Annotated in this window: 17 protein-coding genes and 1 pseudogene; 8 read left to right on the forward strand and 10 right to left on the reverse strand. The window is 55.3% G+C overall.

Annotation, left to right across the window (positions count from 1 at the left end; genetic code table 11):
- The first annotated feature begins 123 nt into the window (after window positions 1-123).
- The 4 genes from AB5287_RS08030 (at window position 124) to AB5287_RS08045 (ending at window position 8,080) form a co-directional block, all read left to right on the forward strand.
- Window positions 124-3,408, forward strand: a complete 3,285-nt coding sequence (locus AB5287_RS08030; protein WP_368221002.1) for a DUF4422 domain-containing protein — start codon at window positions 124-126, stop codon at window positions 3,406-3,408.
- Entirely contained in the window at window positions 3,405-5,168 is a 1,764-nt protein-coding gene (locus tag AB5287_RS08035) for a DUF6020 family protein (RefSeq protein WP_007057498.1), read from the forward strand. The genes AB5287_RS08030 and AB5287_RS08035 overlap by 4 nt, the downstream gene beginning before the upstream one ends.
- 194 nt (window positions 5,169-5,362) lie before the next feature.
- Window positions 5,363-6,355, forward strand: coding sequence for a glycosyltransferase family 2 protein (locus AB5287_RS08040; RefSeq protein ID WP_007057451.1), 993 nt, complete (start codon window positions 5,363-5,365; stop codon window positions 6,353-6,355).
- Window positions 6,356-6,493: 138 nt separating this feature from the next.
- Window positions 6,494-8,080, forward strand: coding sequence for a hypothetical protein (locus AB5287_RS08045; RefSeq protein WP_368221003.1), 1,587 nt, complete (start codon window positions 6,494-6,496; stop codon window positions 8,078-8,080).
- Between the two features lie 59 nt (window positions 8,081-8,139).
- On the opposite strand, the gene AB5287_RS08050 is transcribed toward AB5287_RS08045, so the two are convergent.
- Complete coding sequence (locus AB5287_RS08050) at window positions 8,140-10,455, reverse strand: GH25 family lysozyme (RefSeq protein ID WP_115772230.1); 2,316 nt, start codon at window positions 10,453-10,455, stop codon at window positions 8,140-8,142.
- Between the two features lie 218 nt (window positions 10,456-10,673).
- Window positions 10,674-12,386 carry an ATP-binding protein gene (locus tag AB5287_RS08055; protein WP_225724290.1) on the reverse strand — a complete coding sequence of 571 codons (1,713 nt, stop codon included), beginning with the start codon at window positions 12,384-12,386 and terminating at the stop codon, window positions 10,674-10,676.
- A gap of 373 nt (window positions 12,387-12,759) precedes the next feature.
- On the opposite strand from AB5287_RS08055, the gene AB5287_RS08060 reads away from it, so the two are divergent.
- Both AB5287_RS08060 and AB5287_RS08065 read left to right on the forward strand, forming a co-directional pair.
- Complete coding sequence (locus AB5287_RS08060; protein ID WP_117717333.1) at window positions 12,760-13,788, forward strand: glycosyltransferase family 2 protein; 1,029 nt, start codon at window positions 12,760-12,762, stop codon at window positions 13,786-13,788.
- 131 nt (window positions 13,789-13,919) lie between these two features.
- Window positions 13,920-14,696 (forward strand): glycosyltransferase, encoded by a 777-nt coding sequence (locus tag AB5287_RS08065; RefSeq protein ID WP_131206656.1) that lies wholly within the window; start codon window positions 13,920-13,922, stop codon window positions 14,694-14,696.
- Between the two features lie 371 nt (window positions 14,697-15,067).
- Here AB5287_RS08065 and AB5287_RS08070 read toward each other — a convergent pair whose 3' ends face one another.
- The 5 genes and pseudogenes from AB5287_RS08070 to AB5287_RS08090 form a co-directional block, all read right to left on the reverse strand.
- Complete coding sequence (locus AB5287_RS08070) at window positions 15,068-15,370, reverse strand: transposase (RefSeq protein WP_015512083.1); 303 nt, start codon at window positions 15,368-15,370, stop codon at window positions 15,068-15,070.
- Window positions 15,351-15,410: pseudogene (locus AB5287_RS08075) on the reverse strand (hypothetical protein); the annotation flags it as partial. The pseudogene AB5287_RS08075 and the gene AB5287_RS08070, both read right to left, overlap by 20 nt.
- A 76-nt stretch (window positions 15,411-15,486) precedes the next feature.
- Complete coding sequence (locus tag AB5287_RS08080) at window positions 15,487-15,687, reverse strand: hypothetical protein (RefSeq protein WP_015512084.1); 201 nt, start codon at window positions 15,685-15,687, stop codon at window positions 15,487-15,489.
- A gap of 79 nt (window positions 15,688-15,766) precedes the next feature.
- Window positions 15,767-18,088 carry an LTA synthase family protein gene (locus AB5287_RS08085; protein ID WP_207185800.1) on the reverse strand — a complete coding sequence of 774 codons (2,322 nt, stop codon included), beginning with the start codon at window positions 18,086-18,088 and terminating at the stop codon, window positions 15,767-15,769.
- 415 nt (window positions 18,089-18,503) lie between these two features.
- A complete protein-coding gene (locus AB5287_RS08090) occupies window positions 18,504-18,662 on the reverse strand; it encodes a hypothetical protein (protein ID WP_008783228.1) in 159 nt (52 codons plus the stop codon).
- A 241-nt stretch (window positions 18,663-18,903) separates the two neighbouring features.
- Here AB5287_RS08090 and AB5287_RS08095 point away from each other — a divergent pair, with 241 nt between their 5' ends.
- Window positions 18,904-19,182 carry a hypothetical protein gene (locus AB5287_RS08095; RefSeq protein ID WP_223616622.1) on the forward strand — a complete coding sequence of 93 codons (279 nt, stop codon included), beginning with the start codon at window positions 18,904-18,906 and terminating at the stop codon, window positions 19,180-19,182.
- 67 nt (window positions 19,183-19,249) lie between these two features.
- Here the strand turns inward: AB5287_RS08095 and AB5287_RS08100 are convergent, their stop codons facing one another.
- A complete protein-coding gene (locus AB5287_RS08100) occupies window positions 19,250-19,612 on the reverse strand; it encodes a transposase (protein ID WP_061870342.1) in 363 nt (120 codons plus the stop codon).
- Here AB5287_RS08100 and AB5287_RS08105 point away from each other — a divergent pair.
- A complete protein-coding gene (locus AB5287_RS08105; protein ID WP_010081246.1) occupies window positions 19,502-20,053 on the forward strand; it encodes a hypothetical protein in 552 nt (183 codons plus the stop codon). The genes AB5287_RS08100 and AB5287_RS08105 overlap by 111 nt on opposite strands.
- Here the strand turns inward: AB5287_RS08105 and AB5287_RS08110 are convergent.
- Window positions 20,013-21,188 (reverse strand): acyltransferase, encoded by a 1,176-nt coding sequence (locus AB5287_RS08110; RefSeq protein ID WP_368221007.1) that lies wholly within the window; start codon window positions 21,186-21,188, stop codon window positions 20,013-20,015. The genes AB5287_RS08105 and AB5287_RS08110 overlap by 41 nt on opposite strands.
- Window positions 21,188-23,305 (reverse strand): DUF4012 domain-containing protein, encoded by a 2,118-nt coding sequence (locus AB5287_RS08115; RefSeq protein ID WP_165499495.1) that lies wholly within the window; start codon window positions 23,303-23,305, stop codon window positions 21,188-21,190. Before AB5287_RS08115 ends, AB5287_RS08110 begins: the two co-directional genes overlap by 1 nt.
- Window positions 23,306-23,488 lie beyond the last annotated feature (183 nt).

The raw sequence follows: 23,488 nt of genomic DNA on the forward strand, positions 1-23,488 counted from the left end.
CGCCCGTACGGACGACATCGGTGACGTGTAGCCTCTGTGGCCGTTGCTCCGGTCGATTCCTCACATAGAGGGAACGACGTATCCTAGACACAGCATCTGTCAGCGAAAGAAAGTAGCTCATCCATGTCTGAAGACATCAAGCTGTTCGTCTCCTGTCATAAACTGGACACGCATATTCCCGACAATGCCCTGCTGCAGCCCATTCAGGTGGGAGCGGCTCTCGCCGCTTCCCGGATGCCCAATCTGCTGCATGATGATGAGGGCGATTCCATCTCCGAGAAGAACCGCTCCTACTGCGAGCTGACCGGCCAGTATTGGGCTTGGCAGAACACCGACGCGGATTATTACGGCTTCCTGCACTACCGCAGGTACTTCAACTTCTCCAAAACCGAATATCCGATTCATCACGAGCCGTTCATTTTCGGTGATGTGACGTTCGACCGCAATGACGATGAGACGTTGCAGCGAATCGACTTCAATGAGGAAGCCATGCGCAAGGTCATCACCGCCCATGATTTCATCGCCCCCGAACCGATCGAAGCGTTGGAGAAAACCACCGTCTACGAACAGTACCGGGATTCCTTCGGCCACCATATCGAAGACCTTGATACCGTGATGGATAACATCCGTCTGAAGTACCCGGATATCTGGCCGAGCGCGCAGAAGTATCTCAACCAGACGAAGGTATATGTCTGCAATATGTTCGTGATGCGTCGCGAACTGTTCCGCGCATACTCCGCGTTCCTGTTCGACGTGCTGTCCACGCACGAGAAGATGCGCGACTTCTCTCATTATTCTCCGGTGGCTCGCCGTGTCTCCGGCTACCTTGGAGAGCGCATTTGCGGCATGTACCTCACGTATCTGTATGACAAGGGCTATGACGGCATCGATCTGCAGCGCGTCTACTTCCGCAACACCGATGACGGACAGCGGCCTGCCACTGCAACAGGCACCACCGGCGAAATCGAAACGCTGAATTTCGACGCGACGGTGCGCGGACCGGGCAAAATCTATTCCGCGATTCACGTGGAACATCTCTCCGACGATTGGCAGTTCCGCATCAGCTCGACCACGTCCGACGGCAAGCAGGTTCCTGCGAAGGTCGTACAGGCCGCCAGCGGCCCGGTCGCGGTGTTTCCCATCGTCGCGCAATCTCAGACGGTGTCCGTGAGCGCGGTGGACGCGGATGGACGCACGCGCGCGCAGGGTTCCAAAACGTTCAACAGGCGAGCCGCGCAGCTGATGTCCTATGTCAATAGGCTGTCGCATAACGCGGAGGCTTCGACGATTCGCAATTGCGATAAAGCGATGCTATTGGGTGATTCACATGTTGTTGTGGATGCACTTATCAATAACCTCGATGCCACAGACATCATCCACGGCCATGTCTCCGTTCCGCTGGTAGGCGATGAAAGCGCGAAGGATTATGTGGATATCATCGCGCTCGACGGCCAAGGCAACCAGATTTCCATGGGCGATTGGATTTGCATGGGCGAAGAGCTCGACACCGATCCGGCTCTTCCCGGATTGCGCGTGCGTAAGATCTCCTATTCGCTGCATATCCCCCAAGTCGATACGTTCATCGTCTGGGTGAAGTTCCCGGACAGCGACCGTCAGGATTCGTTCCTGTGCTCTTTGCCGCCGCAAACGCACTTGATGCGCCACCAGTGGGCCACACAGACGGAGCCGGCCTGTGCCGCTGGCGATTACGATAAGTGGTTCCGTACCCGCCAGCGCGCTTCGGCTAACGAGCTGGAGATTCAGCAGCGCACGGTTTTCGATGTCCAGCCGAAGTATTCCATTATCGTGCCGTTGTATAAGACGCCGATTCAGTTCCTGCATGCTATGGCCGACTCCGTCATGAAGCAGACCTACCGGAATTGGGAGCTGCTTCTGGTGAACGCTTCTCCGGAAGTCGCCGACCTCAATCAGGCCGTGGACGAACTGTGCGCGAAAGACCATCGTATTCAGCATGTGACCTTGGAGAAGAACCAGGGCATCACACTGAACACCAATGAGGGAATCAAGATCGCTTCGGGTGATTTCCTGTGCTTCCTAGATCATGATGACGTACTGGAGCCGGATGCGCTGTTCTGCTACACGCGAGCCATCAACGAGCATCCCGACACGGACATGCTGTATTGCGATGAGGACAAGCTGGACAACGGCAAGTATCGAGAGCCGTTCTTCAAGACCGAGTGGAATCCAGATCTGCTGTTGGGCATGAACTACGTGTGCCATTTCCTTACCGTACGCAAGTCCATCATGGACAAGCTCGAATTGCCGGGCAAGGAGTATGACGGCTCGCAGGATTGGCATATGACGTTCCGCATCGGCGAGCAGTCGCGGTACGTGCATCATGAGCCTCGCGTGCTTTATCATTGGCGCGTCCACAGCCAGTCGACCGCCGCTCGTGCCGACCAGAAGGACTATACGCTCGACAGCAGCCGTCTTTCCGTCGAAACGCATTTGGAGCGATGCGGCATCAAGGGCAAGGTCGTTGATTCACCACTTATGCCGCGTCGTTTCAAGGTCGATTACAGCCTCGGCGATCACCCGTTGGTGTCCATCATCATCCCGAACAAGGATGCTGTGCCGGTTCTGCACAACTGCCTGTCCTCGATTCGTAAATTCACGACCTACGACAACTACGAGATTGTAATCGTGGAGAACAACAGCGTGGACCCGTTCACCTTCGAATACTATGAGATGGCACAACAGGATGACCCGCATGTGAGGGTTGTGAAGTTGGAAGGTATGACGTCCTTCAACTTCTCCCGCATCATCAACTTCGGAGCCGAGCAGGTACAAGGCGACTACTACCTGCTGCTCAACAACGATACCGAGGTCATCACTCCGAACTGGATTGAGGAGCTGCTTGGACCTTGCATGCGTGAGGATGTGGGAATCACCGGCGCCAAGCTGTTGTTCCCGGACAACACCATCCAGCATGCCGGCATCAGCTTCGGCCCGGACGGCCCCGGCCACCTGTACTACCAGATGTCCCGCAACTATCCCGGCAATTTCGAAGCCACCATGCTGGCTCGTGATCTGGGAGCGGTCACTGGCGCATGCCTTATGGTCAGCAAGGAGGCCTTCGACAAGGTTCATGGCATGACCGAGGAGCTTGCGGTGAACTACAACGATGTCGACTTCTGCCTGAAGGTGATTCGTGAACAGTTGCGCGTGGTGTTCGTGCCCACGGCCGAACTCCACCATTACGAGTCCGTGTCCCGCGGATCGGATGCCTCCGGCGAGAAGGCCATCCGCTTCAAGAAGGAGCGCGGCAAGTTCATGAGCCGTTGGCCGGAAGCCTTCACTGTGAAAGCGCCGTTTGAGAATCCGAATCTGCAATTCGGCATTATCTATCAGACGCTTAACCGTGAGTATAAGAGGGAGAACCGTTGATTCTGAAAACAAGCAATCAGATTCTTTCTCAGGCCAAGGCTTCACTCACGAGCATCGATGTCGTAGCGTCAGCCATTATTGGTTTTGCCCTCGGTATGGTGTTTTCCGTAGGCAGATCCTTTTATGGGTCTTTAGGACTGATGTCCTTCAAAGACAGTTGGCTTTGGATTCGCGGCTTTTGCTATGGCTGCGCCGCAGCCATAGCAATTGCCGCGATACTGGTTCTGTGGAATTGGTATCAAGACGGCCATAAAGGCATCGAGGTATCTCCGTCAAGATTCTCATTGTGGTTGACGAATCTCACCGCATACAAACGCGTTGCGCTGTTCGGCATCACTATCTTCGTCTTGTGGATACCCGCATTTCTTGCATTCTATCCCGGCAACTATTCGAGCGACGGCCCGATTCAGGCAACGTATCTTCTGAATGATGGCGTTGTCGATCTGCATTGGCCGGCAGCGCATACATTGTTGCTTGTCGGTCTTATGCAGCTTGGCAATCTGTTGTTCGGCTCATACAACGCGGGAGTATCACTATTCTGCCTGTTGCAGGCGTTGGCCCTTGCTTTCGCGATGGCGTATGCAGCCAATAAGATTATCGAATGGGGCGCTCCTATATGGCTGGTCCTGCTCGCGAATGGAATCACGGTGTTCAATCCCGTGATTCAGACATATGCGGTGACCACTGCCAAGGATTCCCTATTCGCTGTCTTCTTCATCCTTACGGTGACGTTACTGATTGAGATGCTCCGCACTCCGGAAGCACTAGCTTCAGTGCCATTTGCCACGAAGTGGGTACTCTCCGTACTCGGCATGTGCCTTATGCGTAAGCAGGGTGTATATGTGGCCATCATCGTGATGCTCATTGCTCTGCCATTCTTGAGGCAGTGGCGCCGACGACTGACCGCGTTGATCTCTATCGCAATGGTTTTCATCTTATCGGCCGCCTTCTCCGGTGTGGTCGCGAATACCGCAACCACGCGCGCGGATTCCGCACGAGAGATGCTGTCCGTGCCTTCTCAGCAAATTGCACGTACCTATATGTACGACTATGACACGTTGACGAACGAGCAGATACAGGGCATCGGCGCCTATTATGACTTGGATGCCCTCGAGGCTGGACGCACCACAGACAAGCCTTGGGATCCTACCCCTATTGGCATGTTCTACGATACGGAAACGGGGTCCGGCTATTTGGCTCCGATTTCCGACCCCGCTAAAGCGGCATTGTTGGATGAGGCTTTCAACTCGGATCCCTTGGGATACGTCAGGATGTACTTCTCTGTGATGAAAGGTCACATGTCCGATTACGTCCGTGCTTTCCTTTGGGGTGAAATCGGGTACCTATACCCTACGAGCTCGGCAGTGAACCGTTGGACCGGATTGTCTCCGTGGAATGAATTCGGCAAAACCATTGATGCCGGCGGATCAACGAATCAGGTGTCCGACTACAATGAGACCACCAAATTGCCGGGATATCTTGCATGGCTCTATGCCGGAACCTGGAACATGTTCCGCGGACACCCGTTGTTGACGGTTTGGGTATCCCCGGCTCTGCCGTTTTTGGCATTACTGCTTTCCGTGATTCTTCTGATCAAGCGCAAAGGGAATAAGGTCCTGCTCATCGCTTGGGCTTTCCCGCTCCTGTATTGGGCGACATTGGCTTTGGCGCCAGTGATGTGCGTGCGCTATGTAGTGCCGCTTTTCTTCACGCTACCGCTGATTGCCACCATTCCCTTACTTACGCTTAAGGAATTGTGACTAGACGATACCCGAGCTTTAGTTCACGACGTCGGGGGTTCTTCGTATCCATTCTCTACCCACAATCTCCAATGGATACGGAGAATTCCACTCTCCACATATGCGATGCGGGCCACTGATAACGTTGTAGCGCACCCCTTTTCTCGGCGTAGCAATCTGCAAGATACTCCAGCAAGAAGGATATAGTGGTACCCATGCTTGAAGAGAAGAATCCATCCATCGCCGTTCTCCTGCCCTGCTATAACGAAGAGGTAACTATCGGCAAGGTGGTGCGCGACTTTCGTGTGGCGCTGCCCGACGCGGCCATCTACGTGTACGACAACAACTCCACCGACCGCACCGCCGAGATCGCCACAGCGGAAGGCGCCATCGTACGCAAAGAGCCGCGTCAAGGCAAGGGCAACGTCATCCGCTCCATGTTCGAAAACATCGACGCGGACGTGTACGTGATGGCCGACGGCGACGACACCTATCCCGCCGACGCCGCGCCCGACATGGTCGCCAAGGTGCTCGAAGGCTACGACATGGTGATCGGCGACCGCCTCTCCTCCACATACTTCCAGGAGAATAAGCGCCCGTTCCACAATTTCGGCAACCGTCTCGTGCGCGGCTCCATCAACCACCTGTTCCGCGCGCACGTCACCGACATCATGACCGGATACCGCGCGTTCAGCTTCACGTTCGTCAAAACCTACCCCGTGCTTTCGCGCGGCTTCGAGGTCGAGACGGAGATGACCATCCACTCGCTGAACAACAACCTGCGTCTGTTCGAAATGCCCATCCAGTACCGCGACAGGCCGGAAGGTTCCGTATCCAAGCTGGACACGGTAGGCGACGGCATCAAGGTGATGAGCACCATCTTCCGCATGATCCGCGAATACAAGCCGCTGCCGTTCTTCGGCACCCTCGGCCTGATCATCGGCATCATCGGCATCATGTTGTGTGGATGGGTCACCGCCGAATTCGTAGGCACCGGCATGGTCGTCCACTTCCCCACGCTGATCGGTGCCATCATGCTCGTCATCGTAGGCCTCCTGCTCATCGTCACCGGCATCATCCTCGACGTGATCGCCAAGAACGACCGCAAAACCTTTATAGTGGATGCCAACAGGTTCGCCTATGCAAAAAGGCATTGGCCCCATCCTCTTCCGCCTCGCGATGCTGCACCATATCGCAACAACCAATAAACGCGATGCCATGAGTTGGCTTAACACGGTTCAGGTTAACGGCAATCGAGGATTTGGCAGCAATCCCAATCAGCCCTTACACAACACGTTCCCCTATAAGACAACATGATAATTATACAGATGTGAAGAGCAACATTAATGAATAAAACGACGCAAGAAAACACGCATCTTAAAATAGAAGACATTTTCAATCGATTTATCACACTCCTTGCCGCACTGATTGTCACCTGTCTAGGAATTGCCGCTCTATTTCATACGATAATTTTCCCCTTGGATTACTCTGAAAAGCCTACAAATTCTCTCAAATACAGCATCGCGGGAACCGTAGGCTTCTTCATTCTCGCGGGGGCAGCCTACTATACGGGCAAACATTTAAAATTCAAGAGACTTCCCTCGTTGAAAACGTTCTATAGGATACAGACCTATACAGCTCTTTTCATCGGATTGACTTGGCTATCAATTGCAACCACATCTCCAGTCGCAGATCAAGGCACCTCAATCACGTTATCAATATGGCTACAAAACAACGATTTGGGAAATCTGCATGCAAATGACTACCTACAACAATATCCATTCCAGTCCGGGTATATATTATTCTGCACTCTAATGGGGCAACTTTTCGGCATGAACAACATGTTGCCGATTCGCCTTTTTAATCTCCTGATGATTATAGTTTCATTGAAAACTCTATGTAAAATCACGGAGAGAATGTTCAAGAATGATGCCGTCACCAAAACGACCATTGTATTGTCCACGGCATTCCTCCCCCTCATTTTATTCGCGACATTTATTTATGGCAACATACCGTCGCTCGCGTTTTGTCTCCTTGCCTGCCTGCTCCAGATGGCTGCCATTCAAGCAAGCGACGACATAAGAAAACGTCTTGCGTACGGCACATTGTCAGCGGCTTGTCTCTTCGTTGCACTCTGGTTTAAGCCCAACAGTCTCATCTTCCTTATCGGGATCGAACTTATATGGCTTGTCATCTTGTTTGCGCATAAACGCGTTCTAGTCATCACATTCATCATATTGGGGGCAGTCGCATATATAGCGGCTTCGGCGATACCGATCTTCCTTATGGAAAGTCGAATCAACGTTCCTTTGGACAACCCGACCCCCAAAACGGCTTGGATTGCCATGGGCCTACAAGAGTCTCGCGACCGTGCGCCAGGATGGTACAACAATTATGTTGTAAACATTTACAAGGAAGCTCCTCACGACAATAATCAGGTAGATGCAATGGCAAAGGAGGCTATAGCCCAACGCATCCAGACATTCACACAGGACCCCCTATATGCTGCGCATTTTTTCACTCGAAAGGTAGCCACTACATGGGCTGAGCCAACATTTCAGTCCCTATGGATTTCATATGGCGGCACCGGCGGAGAGCGTGCGGACCTAACACAATCAAAGCTAGAGCATGAGATAATGCGTGGCGGGTTGCACGCCATATATATAGTATATTGCGACATTATACAGAATATTATCTATATTGGCGCATCCTATTGTCTTATCTTTAGATGGAGGGGCTTGACCACTAAACAAATTACTCTGATTGTGATATTTCTTGGTGGATTCACTTTCCACCTATTCTGGGAAACTAAATCGGATTATGTGCTCCCCTATTTCTTGCTGCTGATACCTTACGCAGCTGCAGGATGGCATGATACCATCTTCACTAATCGCAAAATGATTTACAGCCAACTTAAAGTACAATCTAAATAATTCCACTTATTGCAAGGGGTTTGAAACCGAGATAACGGCCCAGAACCCCTTGCACACTCCTACCGCTTCGCTCCGGTCACCGGGTCGAAGTAGTACTTTTGCCCGTCGATATACTGCGTGCCATACACCATCTTTCCATCGGAGCCATAGTATACGGTCTTGCCCCCATTGGAATTCAGATACTGCCAGCCTGTCTTACGAGCGCCGGTCATCGGATTCAGGTAATACCAAGCACCGCCAATCTTCTGCTCCCCATACTGCATCTTGCCTTCAGGCCAGCTGTAATACACGATTTTGGAGCCGAGGTTTTTCCACCCGTACGTCACACGTCCGTTCGACTTGGAGGTGACATCATCGAAGAAGTACCAGTAACCCGACACCTTTCCTTCTCCGTGCAGCATCGCGCCATCTGAACCGTAGTACACCCACTTATCGCCACGATGGTCACGCGTAGTCACGACTCGTCGCCATCCGGCGAAACGTGCACCGGTACCAAGTTTCAGATAATACTGTTTCCCGTCAATCGTCTGTTCTCCGTATGCCATCTTTCCGTCGGAACCGTAATACACGGTCTTACCGCCGTTGGATTTCAGCCGCTGCCAGCCCTGCTTGCGAGCGCCGGTCACCGGATCCAGGTAATACCAAGCACCATTAATCTTCTGCTCCCCATAAACCATGTAGGGGGAGTAGTATACATTCCTGCCGTCCGGCAATACAACCCAACCGGTCATCCTCGCACCGCTAACCGGGTTTAGGTAATACCATTTGCCGGCAATCTTCTGCTCGCCATACAGCATGGCACCATCTTGACCATAGTAGGTCCACTTGTTCACGTCACCCTTGAGGTACGTCCACCCCGTCACGCGCGCCCCCGTGCCCGGGTCCAGGTAATACCATTTGCCGGCAATCTTCTGCTCGCCATACAGCATGTGTCCATCGGTCGGATCGTAGTACACCCATTTGCCGCCGCTCGACGACAACCACTGCCAACCGGTGACCTTCTTGCCCGTCGTCGCGTCGATGTAATACCACTTTCCGTCAATGAGCACTTCCCGATATCGTGTGGTCGGAGTCCGGTACCCGAACGCGTTTAAATCCACGTTCCCCGTGATTCCGCTAATCTGTCCACTGCTCGTGTACTGCCAGCCGCGGTCGTTCGTGGGGAACGCGGTGTACTGCATGGTGGAGCCATACTGGGCGACCCAACGGGTCTTGCCGTGGATGTTGGAGCTGTTGAGCGCGCTGTTCAGGTAGCTCGTGTACGAGTAGACGCTCAGATTGTTGTAACCGGCCGCCTGCAGTTTGCCGTACCAGGAGTTGACGATGCCGTCGTACACGCTCGGACTCGTCGGGCTCCTGTGCCCCGTGTACGTCCAGTTCTCCAGATCGTAGAACACCGGGTAGCTCAGGTCGCCCGGGTTCACGCCCGCCTGGCGCAGCAGGTTCACCACGTCCGCGCCCTCGGACGCACCGTCGGCCGCACTTTCCGCATACGAGAAGACGTACACGCCGAACGGGATGCCGAGACGCTTGCATTCGCTGATGTTGCGCTTCGCCTGCGCGTCGAAACCATTGCCCCAGCCGTAGCTCAGACGGATGATCGCGCCCTCGACGCCCGCGTTCTTCACCGCCTGCCAGTCAATCGTGTTCTGCCACACGGACACGTCGATCACGCCCTTCGCCTGCTGGGCGAACAGGTTGTTGCGCGCGTCGAAGAACGCCTGCGTACCGTTGTATGTGCCCCAGTGCGCACCGTACTCGTTGTTCTGCAACGCGGCGAGCTTCACCGACGCGTTGGCCGCGCGCGTCTTCGAGGAGACCGCGTTCACGTCACCGCCGTTCGCAGCGACCTTCTCCTTCACATCCGCGGCACTCACCGGAATGAACGACTCACCATCCGTCTTCGCCAACGGATCGGGCTGCTTGCTCTCCGTGCCCACGATCTTCGGATCGGTGACCGTCTCGCCCGTCTCGATGTCCTTCAACTCGCCTTCCGGCGTAGCCGCATATTGCTCGGACACCACCGTCGCGTCATCGGAAATCTCGGCGGACACCTTGTCCGGCAGCTCGGCATCCGGATTGTCCGGCATCGCGTCGGCAGCCGTCTCATCGGCGACCGTCACACCGTTCGCGACCGGACGCGTCGCGGAAGTCGCGGACCGGACGCCGGACGCGTCCGCGTCGGCGTTCACATCCGCGAGTGCGCTGGCCGGAGTGACGCACACCGCGCCCAACATCGCCATCGCCGCGACGGACGCCATCGCCGCAGTCACACCGCGCACCGCGCCGGATGCCGTTGCACGCGCACGCAACGCACGCAGCATGCCCGTCGTATCCATCGCATCCGAGCCGTCGAACCGCTTCTTTTCCACCATGCGTAACTCCTTGACACACCCATCCCGCGCACCCGCACACCGCCACGCGTTCCGATGGTCGACCGGACTCTCACACGCGGGAACAGGCAGGCGCAAACAGGCGTAATCACAACGTTTTCAACCGTGCTCCAGTCTAATGAGCAAGGCGGATAAGACAGACGGAGCGAAGCGGGCAAAATCGGCGGAGCTCCGCCATACATTCCAGCGACGGCATCATCCTATCTTTTGAGAAGATACTTCCTGTTTCTACTGCGCGGCGGCGCAGTGGCGAGAACGAGTCCACGTTTAACGAGCCGGCTCAACGCCTTGCGCGTCGTAGGAAGGCCCTTACCCGAGCGACGGCCGATTTCGTGGACATCAAGTGGCTTATCCGCCGACAATACGGACAGTATCGCGGATTCCGATGCCGTAAGACCCTTACGGCCCCCACTCGGCTCCTCACCATCGACCTTCTCCGCTAGTGCGTACCGATCAGGGCCGATTTCATCGGCCAGCCTCGCTTGGACCAATCTATGCAAAATCACCCTGATGTCGTCGGAATCCAGATACAGCGCGACATGCAACTGCGGAACCGTCATATCGCCATGCCTCTTCAACAAGAGCAACGCCATACGTTCATGACGAGTCAAGGGGACGCCCACATGATCAAGCCAGTCACGGTTCTCCTGCTGCTCCACGCCGTAGCGTCCAAGAACGACCGTGAACCGATCGGGAGTTGCGCGGAACACAGGTTCCCCCAGTGCACGGGATTTCATCTCGCGAATCACCAGAGGGATGCCGGAGCCACCGCCTTCCACGGTCACATCATTCGCATCGTCATACGGTATCTGATGAAGCAGCTGCATCAACGTCGCATTGCGGCAGCATGACACGCCGCTGCCGATCGTGGCCAGCGTGACCCCACCCCATAATCCGCCAGGATTCGACACCTCCACCCGATCGGGGTAGATGTCCACGGTCACGGATTCTCCGAGGAATTGCGCATCATATTCCCTGTGAACCACGGCATTGGCGACGACCTCGCGCAGCACCTCCTTTGGAATCTCGCTATCGGTACGGGCTCCGACCCCCACGACGAACGTGGGAGCCCGCAGGTTTTTGGCGATGGCCTCCACCGCCTGTTCGATTGCCTCCGGCATATTGCCGTCGCATTGCACACGATCCACGAAACGCGGACCCTCAACCGCCGATTTCTCGACACCCGGATGTGCGACGACGTCAATGATCAGCTTGGGATAGTACTGCTGCGGGTACTGTCCGGCGGCCAACAGTCCCGCAAGACGCACCTCTCCAACCTTGTTCACCATATTCAATCTGGTCATGCGCTCAAGACGAGTATCAGTCCCGCGCAACGCCTTGGAATTACGATGCTCGGCAAGCACCCTGTCCACCGCCTCGGCATTCAGATCGGAGACGTCGGCTTCAGGAACAACCATACGATCCGCGGAACTGGGCGTCAGGGCATGGGTCATTTCGAACACTTCGGTTGGCGACAATCTCAAATCCTTGTCGTCCATACGGCGGTACCCACCGGTTTGCGGCCCTCTCGCCGTAAGATAGCAGGGTTTGTGCTGAATGCCGTTTTCATGGATGTCGATGACCAGGAACGACAAGCCGTTCTGCTCGCATCGGGAAACGTCATACTCCGGAGGATTCGTCAACCGCGCTCCTTGCGGATTGCCATCTCCCATACCATCCATGAACTGCGATGCAATATGGTTGGCGTCGAATCCCGGAACAGGCGAGAAATCCCCGTCCTCGCTGATTCCCAACAACAGCACGCCGCCCTTGGTGTTGGCGAACGCGCTCACACTCTCCCACACGCTGGTGCCGATGGTCCGCGCACAGGATTTCGCCTCGAAACGGGCGTCATCGTTGCCTTGGACGCGTAGATGTTCCAGCACCTCGGCGATATCGTCATTCGTCCACATCATCATCCCCCTTGATCAGCTTATTTGTCTTATTTGTTGCGACCACATGGATCCAAGCAGTCGCCTCCAATCGACTTCAAACCCACGTCTGAAATCTCATGATAACGTGAAGATAAATACTCTATGATGAGCTTATCATGATTGCATCATGATAAGCTCATGACATCAAGAACCGGTTTATGACAAGCGGCACGAACACGCATGCCGAACAGCAACAGGAACCTGAACGCAAGCATCAACATGTAAATATCGAAATTGACCGAACCGAGAAAATCACGCACGACATTACGCAAACAGCTAAACTATCTATAGCACATGAGCATGGGCCGGAACCGGGATGAGACGGCTTCGAACTGAGTATGAGGATGGGAAGATGATCTTCGAGACAAACACGCAGAAAGCGGGCATCACGAGCGCCGGTGGCGATGGTTCCGGCGAGCGCGCCGACCGCCGCGACCAGCCGGTCGTGTATTTTGTGCTTCCCTGCTACAACGAGGCGGAAGGGCTCGTGCACACGGCCGACGTGCTGGCCGCCAAAGTCGCACATCTTACCGAAACCGGACGGATCAGCAAACAAAGCCGCATCCTGTTCGTCGATGACGGTTCCAAAGACGACACCTGGAGCATCATCCGCAATCTGCACGAACGCGACGCACACTTGTTCGGCGGCGTAAAGCTCTCCCACAACCGTGGCCATCAGAACGCGCTCCTCGCCGGGCTCATGACCGCGCGCGCCTACGGCTGTGACGCCGCCATCTCCATGGACGCCGACCTGCAGGACGATGTGAACGCGGTCGACGGGTTCATCGACGGATTCTGCAACGGCGACGAGGTTGTCTACGGAGTGCGTTCCGCACGCAAGAAGGACACATGGTTCAAGCGCACCACCGCCGAAGCCTTCTACAAGGTGTTCGAGTGGATGGGTGCCGAGACGGTACCCGATCACGCCGATTACCGTCTCATGAGCCGCGAGACGCTCGACGCGCTCAGCGAATACCACGAAGTCAACCTGTTCCTGCGTGGCATCGTGCCCACACTCGGCTACCAGACCAGCAAAGTCTACTACGAGCGCGGCGAACGCGAAGCGGGCGAATCCAAATACCCGTTGAAGAAGATGATCGCCTTCGCGATTCAGGGCATCACCTCGTTCTCCACGAAGCCGCTGAGCTTCGTCACCGGCGCCGGACTGCTGTCTATCCTGGTAGCGATTGGCATGTTCGTGTACGTGCTCGTCTCGCTCGGGTTCGGCCACGCCATCGCCGGCTGGGGGTCCATGATGATCTCCATCTGGCTCATCGGCGGACTCATCATGCTCTCCCTCGGCATCGTCGGCGAATACGTCGGCAAGATTTATATGGAATCCAAACATCGCCCCCGTTACCGCATCGAAACCACGCTGTAGGAGGGACCGGCGGCCAGCGTGACGGCCCCTCCTACAGTGCTTGGATTGTATCTATTTTGTCCTCATCATACGAGTCAACGCGTATAGCAATGCCCCCTGCTTGAGGCGAAAATGAGACCGTCGCCGTTCTCCTGCCTTGTTATAACGAAGAGGTGACCATCGGCAAGGTGGTGCGCGACTTCCGTGCGGCGCTGCCCGACGCGGCCATCTACGTGTACGACAACAACTCCACCGACCGCACGGCCGAAATCGCCGCCGCGCCCGACATAGTCGCCAAGGTGCTCGAAGGCTATGACATGGTGATCGGCGACCGCCTCTCCTCCACTTATTTCCAAGAGAACAAGCGTCCGTTCCACAACTTCGGCAACCGGCTGGTCCGCGGTTCCATCAACGGCCTGTTCAATGCGCACGTCACCGATATCATGACCGGATACCGCGCGTTCAACTTCACGTTCGTCAAGACCTATCCCGTGCTCTCGCGAGGCTTCGAGGTCGAGACCGAGATGACAATCCACTCGCTGAACAACAACCTGCGACTCTACGAGATGCCAATCCAGTACCGTGACCGCCCCGAAGGCTCAGTGTCCAAGCTGGACACCGTAGGTGACGGCATCAAGGTCATGAGCACCATCTTCCGCATGATTCGCGAATACAAGCCCCTCCCCTTCTTCGGCGGATTGGGCCTAATCATCGGCATCGTTGGCATTGTGCTCTGCGGCACCGTCACCTTCGAATTCGCCAAGACCGGCGTGGTCACCCACTTCCCCACGCTGATCGGCGCGGTGATGCTGGTCATCGCTGGTCTTCTGCTCATCATCGCCGGTATTATCCTGGATGTCATGGCCAAGAATGACCGCAAGACTTTCGTCATTGACACCAACAAAATCGCATACAACAAGAGGCACTGACAGCGACGTACTAAAAGATGGGGCGCAACCGTGAGTCGCACCCCATCTTTTAGTGTCAGCCCAAACCGCAAAATATGAAGGTGGGCAAATCATTTACCTGGTATCTGCCATGCTTTCTTGAACGTCAACAATGACACCCCCACTCATCTTCAGCTGGTTCGACCACACACTCAATACGCGCACCAACCCCAAGCGCATAATCAGTATCCGTCCACATACGACAAGCCGATTGAATCGATATACCGTTTTTCCTCCCGTACCATTAAGCATCCTTTCGGAGTCCCTCATTATCCTTTTCCAGCCACAGGTACCACAAATCTCTCATACCTTGGATAAGCAAATATGTTAGAGGCTTCTGCTGTTTTCGTGGGTTAGGTTCTTGGTTGGGGTAGGCGTATGTCGAGTCCGCCGCAGCGGAGCATGACGAGGGCGATGAGGTTGTCGACGTGGTGGAAGCCATAGGCCATGCGGATGGTGACCTTGATCCTGTTGTCGGACGCCTCGAGCCTGGAGTTGGAGGATCCAAGCCGGATGGTTCTGATGATGTCGGGCCGTCGTCTCCTGATTTTCCGGGCGGGTTCGGCAGTGTTTTCCCGCCTTACCCGTAGCCTCCGCAAGAAAACGCAGTTGCTTAACGCGCGTCCAGTGCCGCCAATATCCCGCTGGGAAAGCATTGAAGTAGGTGCATAGCGAGATATGCGTGTTCGGTTCCAATGTGATGACGGTACGTGCATCGACAGTGAAGCCGTGCGGATCATCGGCCAGTGGCCTATTTCCATGAGCTACGAGATTACTGAAAATCCGAACGGCTTACAGCATTCAGATTGACGCTCATCATGCTGTCGCGTTCATCGAACACGTTCGCATCAAAATGGGAAGGATGCCAGTTCACTGCATACAAGGGCAATGTCAAATCAGTGTCTTTAACGGGGTAAACGACCCTGTTCACCGTTTCCCATTGAGCCTTGTGATCAACTGCAGTCTGTGCCATACATGCCAGTATATAAATGAGACACAAACAAGAATGGCCACCTGCACAATGCGCGGCAGATGGCCATTCTTGTTTGGCATTACTTCACTGTGAAGAAGTTGGTGTCGTTCAGATATCCCTTTCCGGCAGTCATGTCGTACTGGATGAGCTTATAGTCGTGCAAGGTGTTCTTGGCCTGCTTAGACAGTGCCTTACGCTTGATTGCGTTGCCGTTCTGATCCAGATACGCTGTGGATGCGTCTGTATCGAAGCCGCCTGCGCCAATCACCAGACGTTCTAGTGCAGGGATATCGGTTCGTGTCTGAGTAAGGAATGCGAGATACGGCGAAACCTTGGCGTTCATGTGTTCGGCTGCCATCTCCATGAAGTAATTCGGAGACGTGTATGCAGTGTTGCTAGCATCGAGTTTTACGCCAGCTGAGGCGGATGCTTGGTTCGACCAGATGAAGTAATCGGTTTGATGCAATGCCAATGTATTGTTTTTATCTGCTGCGGCAGTCTGATAGGAGCTGGGCAGATGGTCACCGTAGAAAATCACGGTTATGGGTTTGTCCATGGCATTCAGCTGGTTCAGGAAGTCGATTGTTGCCTGATCGGTGATGCTCACGCCCTTTGCATAGGTATTGATTTGTCCGCGTTCGTAATCATTCAGGTTTTCGGTGACATTCGCCTGTTCGAACTGGTTGTTGAAGTACCAGTTGTCATAGGTCATGTGATTCTGCATGGTGACGAGCTGCAGGAACTGAGGGTGTTCCTCTTTGTTCAGTTGGTCGATGATGTTCTGGTATGAGGCTGCATCATTGACATATGGAGAATTGTCGGTTCTGTCTTGGTGTGTAATTGCTGGTTCGCTGTCCAGTGTGTAGAACTTATTGAACCCGAACTTCTTGTAGTTCGCGTCACGCAGATACATGTTCTTGTAATACGAGTGGAATGCCACGGAACCGGATTTGCCGTATTCGGCATTCCAGATTTGATTCCACGCGAATGGGTTCTTTTGATGCGGGACGAGCTCCTGGTACATGGATTGCATCGAATCGTCAAACAGGGCAAGATCCAATCCGGTGAGCGACTGGTACTCGATGTTCGCGGTGCCTCCGCCGAAGCCTGGGGAGAGCATCAGACCGGAGGTGGTTGTTTCTTTCAGGGCTCGGATGTTGGGCATCGGGTCTTCGGCCAAGGCGATGCCGGGCACGCGTGTTGGGTCGGAGAAGCTCTCCGAAAGAATCATGATGACGGTGTTATCGGTGAGGTTATTAGCACGCGTTCCATTAATCTGGTTTGCCTCGGAGCTGTATTTCTTGGCCAGCTCTTCCATCGTTTCCTGGCTGTACCCCTCGGGCTTATCCATGATTTTCGGGTGCGTGAGGCGCAGGAAATTGATGACAGGACCGTTGTTTGCTGCATCACCTTCGGCACTCCAGAGTTGCGGTGAATCACCCCAAGACTTTGCCCATTCATATCCCCAAGCTCCTGGAACACTGAGCGTCCATGTGAACGAGCACAGCAGCGTGATGCTCATTGCCGCTGCGATAATGCGGGTGACATTGCCGATAATCGTTTTCACGTTACGGAATGGACGCCACCAGTGGAATGGGATGACACAACGGCGTCCGTCTACGAATTGCAGTATCAGGCAGATGACCGTCAGCCAGATGAGCATGGTGATGGTGCCGTCTACCAATGCCTGACTGCTTTTGGGAATGAACGAAGTGATTTCGCCACCGTTGCCGCTGGACAGGAAGCTGAGATCGGAGGGGAGAATTGGTTCGTTGCGCAGTATTATCTTGATACTGTTCGCTACGGCGTACACGCTCATCGTGATGGCGAATACGGCGGTCGCCACCCAGAACCGGTTAATGACAAATACCAGCACCAAGTAGACCATGCCGAGAGCTAGGAAATTAAGAAGCCAGTTGAGCTTGTCTTCTTCTAGCCACATTTGCGTCACGAATCTGGTGAGTTGGCCGTTTACGCTGTTGAGAATCTTGGTAGTGCTATCCACCGCGTTCGGGTCGTCATACTTCGGCTCGGAATACATGCCCCACTGAATGAAGGTTACGGCTGCTGCGTCAATCAGCGCCATCACTACGACATACAACGTGTACGGACACTTTGGGCGTTTCTTCCATAGTTTGTGGAGCGCTACCGCAGCTGAAATCAGGAGTTGTGCGAATTTGGAAGTCAGAATAGGCGCAGCATTTGCTTTGATGAATTGGTTCAAACGGGCAAGCGATGCTTTGATTTTATTCGGTTTCTGTGGTTTCTTATGCTTTCGGCTATTGGTCTTTTTGCTTCTCTGGTCTTTTGCGGTGGTGTCTTCGGTGTCGGAATCTTTAGCGTTCGATTCAGCCTGAGCATTGTCGATATCGTCATTGCTGACTTCCGATGCAGAGTTCAGCGAATCAGCGCTGGTTTCGGCAATCCCAGTATCCGCAGAATCGGGTGTAGTGGTATCCAAATCCTCGATTTCGTCAGCGAGCACAGTAGTCTCTGCTGAATCTGTTTTGGGTTGGTGAACGCGGCGCCGAGAAGCAACAAACGTGAGCAATCCGACTCGCGGACTGAAACGGGACCTAGCCGATGATGCAGAATGATGGGCCGCCTCGGAAGAATCGGGAACCCCGAGCTGGGAGGTTCCCGTCTTCGTGCGATTGCCGCGCGTTTTGCACTGTCTGCTCACTGCCATTCACCTGTACCCTCGTCACAACAACGTACCCGCATATTGTAGCGATTAGTTATAATTAAATTCACTAAACGTTCACTGGGAGGATGCTGAGGGGTATTGGCGTAGTGGTCTACCGGCTAGGGGAAAATTATTCGTTGAGGAACGGTCCGGCCATGTAGATGGGCAAGTAGGTGATTCGCCCCCTCCGTGCTGGCGTGCGCAGGCCGAGCACATCGAGCGCGGTTTGCGTTTTGCGTAGGGGCGATTCGGTCAGTAGACTGACATCGTTGTAGAAAAGTTTGAACAAGTTCCGTTTCTTGCATATTTCGAGAGGCGTACATGGTTCGTCCACGTTATAGGCCGCGATGGTGACGCCCGCCCCGACAAGCCAGTCGAGGTCAGACGCTAATAACCGGTAAGCAGGATTAGATATTCTGCTTACACAAGTACTTGAAGAGCCAAAGCTATTCTTTCCATGGCCCATAATAGAGAGTGCCGGATTTTGGCCTAGACGATTCTTGAAGATAGTTCGCAAATCCATCGCATAGGTGGCTCAATCTTTTGCCATGAGGCTTCAGGAGGCTAAACGACAGCTTAAGAATCATTTACTGAGCGAGGTTGCCGATGAAGTAAATGCTAGGCGTGAAGAAAAGCAAGAGTCGGAGGAGCAAGCTGTTGTTATCAAAGGAACAGATGCTGATCAATCCGGACAAACCATTAAAGGATTAGAGAAACGCATTGAAGGCAACCGACAACTCCTTGAGCAGACTCATAGCGGTGTCACAATGCTCAATCGGTATATTACTTCGTTCTTGGGGGCGCGATGAGATTGGATTTTGCTCGCGTGCTAATGGAGAGAGCGGACTTCTTAGAGGCTTCTGCTACTTTCGTGGGTTAGATCGTGGGTTGTGGTAGTCGGATGTCGAGTCCACCGCATCGGAGCGTGATCAGGGCGGTGAGGTTGTCGACGTGGTGGAAGCCGTAGGCCATGCGGATGGTGACTTTGATCCTGTTGTCGGACGCCTCGAGCCTGGCGTTGGAGTAGCCCAGCTCGATGGTCCTGAGGATGTCGGGCCGGCGCCTGCGAATCTTCCTGGCGAGTTCCGTGATCTCGGGGATGCGGCTGTGGGACGCCCAGAACACCCAGTGTTTCAACTCGCCCCTGGCCTGTTCGAGCGGGTGTCTGAGCAGGGTGCGGAGGAGTTCCCTGAGCTGCCAGGCGCGGTGGAGCTGGCCCTTGGGGTCCGTGTTCCGCAGTGCCGCGAGGGTTTCGTGCTGATTGCGGTGACGCCTGCCGGGCATATTCCAGACGTATGGGCGCACACGTATCGCATCGACGGCATTGTTAACGGGGATGTGCTGGCTCGGCCGGTCGACTCGACCAGCATCCTGCATTCGGGCAGCGGCAATGTGGGCGGGTGCGTGAGCCGTGATTGGATTCAGTTCGCCATCTCGGCCGATTCCATGGCACAGGCGCTGTGCCTATTGTTCGCGTGCCTGCTGTTTTCCTGCATGGCCGACCCGCGCGCCGGCAACGGACGATTGGCCGCGCTCATGACCGTGGGCGCGCTGATGGGCATGTCGAAATTCACGTTCACTCCGCTTCTGCTGCTGGGATTCCTGGCTTTGATACCGTGGCATAGCGCCGTATCCGAATCTACAGCCGTACCTTCCGCAGCAGACGCTGCACGGGCTTAAGCACCACGGTATCGGCAATCACCGCAAATAGCAGCGCCGCCAGCAACGTAGCGCCAAACATCAGCACGCTGATACCCGCATACGACCATCCGTCCGTAGGCACGGGAATCCTCGGGCCAATCAGCACCTTGGACAGTGGCGAGTGCACCAGATAGATCGTGTAGGAGTATCCCGCCAGCCAGGTGATCGCCTTGCGCAGCCGCTCCGACGTGATGTGCACGTCGTACCGGAAGAACAGGAACGTCGCCATTACCACCATCGCGAAGGAGACCGTGACCGTGCGGCCAACCTGCATCTGCTGGCCGGCGAACAGATATGGCGTGGCAACGGTCCAGGCCAGGGCGAACGGCGCCAACGCATACACGCCGCGCCGTATACGCGCGGACGGCGGATAGTATTCCAACACGAATCCCAACAGATAGTAGACCAGCAGTCCCCGCCAGGGGAACGACTGCAGGAACGTCAACGGATATCCGACAAGATCGCATATATGCTCGGCAGCGGCCACGGCGGCGGCCAGCCCGACCAGCAACCAGGCTCCCGACCGGCCTATCGTACGCATCATCGCGGCCAGGAACGGCGTCGCCAACACGAACCCGGCGAGCATGAACACGAACCAGTACACGGAATCGTCATACCCGGAAAACAGATCAAACAACGTTCCAGACACAGCGCCGCCAACCGAACGATGATCAATCACCAGGTAGGCAACGAATCCCATGCCACCCGCATACAGCAGATACGGCACAATCAGCGAGACGAAACGTTTGTAGTAGTAGCGCACGTACGGCGCGAGGCTGCTGGGATCGGCTTGGCCCGCACCGCCGCCTGCCCGGGCATCAGAGCCAGAGCCCGGCAGGTTGCCCGACGAGCGGGTGCTCACCGGCCGGTCGGCATCGAATGTCAGGTTGAACCGGCCGGACACCATAATGAACAGCGGATTGCAGACCATGAACAACGCGAACAGCACGGATCGCACCGTTTCCGCGCTGCCGGCGAGGGTCATCTTGACGGGCATGTAGTTGTTGATCACGTGGACGCCGATGACCAGACACATCGCCACCACGCGCAGCAGATCGTAGTTCACGTCGCGCGGCTTGCCGGCGACGCCGGAAACGGAATCGGGCATGGTCATCACATGGATCCCGCCAGGGACTTCAGATCGACCGGGCAGCTGATCTGGCTCTTCAACTTGTCCAAGGCGTCCAGGCCGGCCGAGGGATCGGAGGACGCGTCCTTATGCGCGTCGTTCTTGCCGCCGTCCGCGCCGCCGTCCGCGCCGCCGTTCGCACCATCGGCACCGTTCGCACCATCGGCGCCGTTCGTATCCGCCGTGCACTCATCGGTCACATTACCGTTGGAGCCCGTCTCGACGCCATCCGCATTCACCACCGGCGTGGTTACCACGTTCAGTGGATGTGTGGCATCGCTGCTGACCCGAACGGTATAAGCAATCGTCAATTCTTTTCCGGGCTCGATCCACTGCTGGTTGAACATAATGTACTGACGGTCATACAGGCTCGCGGTGTTGGTACCCCATGAATCTATATCAGCCTGCACAGCGGTGATCTCGCCACCGTACGGAGCGGTAAGCACCACGCGGTACAACATGCCGCCGAGCACTGGATTCTCCGAGCCGCCATTAACGAAATCAGGCAACGATTCGGCCTTAGCCTTAGTCAGCGTGTTCTTCATGGTGAAGGTGACCGTGTATTCGTCACCGAGCTGATCTTCCGTAAACTGACCCAGATGCGTGTTACGCACGGCTGTCGTGATGCGCTTATCCAGCACGCCAGAATACAGGGCGTTCTGGCTGGCTGAGGCGTCGCCGCAGGTTTTTGTAACCGTGGTGGAGGTCTTCAGATACCAATCCTGCTTGCCTTGCTGCAGCTCCGAAAGATAGATGCCGGCTTCGGGCACCTGACTGTCAGCAGACAACTCGCCACTGGCCTTATCGTCGATAAGTCCGGTGGCAATCAGCGCCTCCTGCTCATCCGGATCAGCCATCCATAGCTTGAAATGACCGCTAGCGCTGGTATCTCTAATTGCCTTCAACAGCGGGGATGCGGTAGAGGCATTCGCGTTGCCAAGCACATGGTTCATAATTGCTTGAGCCGCTTCGGAAACGAAGTTGTTCTGCTGCTCGAAGTCCGGGTAATCCGTGTACAGGTCTGAAGCGAAGAACGGCACCGTGGTGGTGCTATCCAGCACTCGGCCGTCCGAAAGCTTGACCTCGCCTGTGGCTCCCAGCAATGCCTGGAGAAATACGGGATCGAGTGACAATACACCCGCTACGTTCTCGTCTTCGTTGCCTTTCTGATACAGCCACATGTATTTGTTCATCTGTGCCACACGCTGGAATTCGGGGTCGATGGTCGTGGTGGCCGGGTACTGGTCAAAAGTGCCACCAAATACCTGGCGCTCCTTCAGCACCGTATCATCCATTGGCTCCTCAGGAATGTCCCAACCAGAAGTGGTGGCGAAATCACCGATGGTAATCGTGCCCTTATCTGCCGTGATTGCGGCGATGGTGCCTACCATGCCGCCCGCCGAACGTAGCTCGGCCGGGTTCTGCACCATCACCAAATACGTGCGCTTGCCGTCCTCGCCAAGCAGTTGCGGTAGCAAGTTAATGAGGCCATCGTATTCGCCGAGCATCGAATCCACGGTCTTGAGCGCAGCCTTTTCGGTTTCGAGCACGGTGGCCACCTTGGCGACGCTCGGAGTCGGCACCTTGTTGAGCTTGGTGAGCTGCTGCGAGATATCCTTATGCGCCTGCTTGACGATATCCGGCATATCCATCAGGGCGCTGACGTCCACCGAGCCATTCTTCAGGGAGAAGCCCTGCAATCGTTTGGACAGGTTCAGCAGATCAGTGAACGGACCGTTGACCAGCGTATCCACGGAAGCCAGCATTTCGCGGGCGGCGGTGATGTCGCTTCCGAATCGCGAATGGTCGCGGAAGAAGTCCCACTGTGGGCCGTTCAGCTCCGCATTGAGATCATTGGTGGCATTGACCAGCTCTTGGGAGATGTCCGACAGACTCTTATCGCTGCCACAGCCAAGTGCCGAATTGGCCAGACTTTCGGCGGATGTCAGCACGCGCTGCGCATCCGTGGCCATTCTCGAGACGGATGCCGCGTAGAGCGTGCCCACACAGGTGACGCTGGCCAGCAACGTCAGCAGCAGTACAACCACCACTCGCGCCCATATCGGCGTACGGCTGATCAGCGAACGGCCGTTACCACCCACGTGCTGGGGAGTCTTCAGGTTTACGGGACCCGTCTGCTGATTCACAGCGCTATTCGTAGATGCGGAGCGATTGAATTTTCCGTTACCGGCATGACGTCTTCTCCTACGCCCCACAGCCTTATGGCTCGAATGCCCTGAAGTGAATCGCATACTTACCCTGCCCGAAAATCTGCTCAGCTCATA

This window comes from Bifidobacterium sp. RTP21102st3_E2_RTP21102_210122, assembly GCF_040916945.1.
In the GTDB taxonomy this organism is placed as follows: domain Bacteria; phylum Actinomycetota; class Actinomycetes; order Actinomycetales; family Bifidobacteriaceae; genus Bifidobacterium; species Bifidobacterium longum.

What these genes read in the sequence shown, in the direction of transcription:
- AB5287_RS08040 (WP_007057451.1), top strand. Translation starts at nt 5,363, where the DNA reads ATGCTTGAAGAGAAGAATCCATCCATCGCCGTTCTCCTGCCCTGCTAT.
- AB5287_RS08055 (WP_225724290.1), bottom strand. Translation starts at nt 12,386, where the DNA reads ATGTGGACGAATGACGATATCGCCGAGGTGCTGGAACATCTACGCGTC.
- AB5287_RS08045 (WP_368221003.1), top strand. Translation starts at nt 6,494, where the DNA reads ATGAATAAAACGACGCAAGAAAACACGCATCTTAAAATAGAAGACATT.
- AB5287_RS08050 (WP_115772230.1), bottom strand. Translation starts at nt 10,455, where the DNA reads ATGGTGGAAAAGAAGCGGTTCGACGGCTCGGATGCGATGGATACGACG.
- AB5287_RS08080 (WP_015512084.1), bottom strand. Translation starts at nt 15,687, where the DNA reads ATGGCACAGACTGCAGTTGATCACAAGGCTCAATGGGAAACGGTGAAC.
- AB5287_RS08110 (WP_368221007.1), bottom strand. Translation starts at nt 21,188, where the DNA reads ATGACCATGCCCGATTCCGTTTCCGGCGTCGCCGGCAAGCCGCGCGAC.
- AB5287_RS08070 (WP_015512083.1), bottom strand. Translation starts at nt 15,370, where the DNA reads ATGCTTTCCCAGCGGGATATTGGCGGCACTGGACGCGCGTTAAGCAAC.
- AB5287_RS08060 (WP_117717333.1), top strand. Translation starts at nt 12,760, where the DNA reads ATGATCTTCGAGACAAACACGCAGAAAGCGGGCATCACGAGCGCCGGT.
- AB5287_RS08030 (WP_368221002.1), top strand. Translation starts at nt 124, where the DNA reads ATGTCTGAAGACATCAAGCTGTTCGTCTCCTGTCATAAACTGGACACG.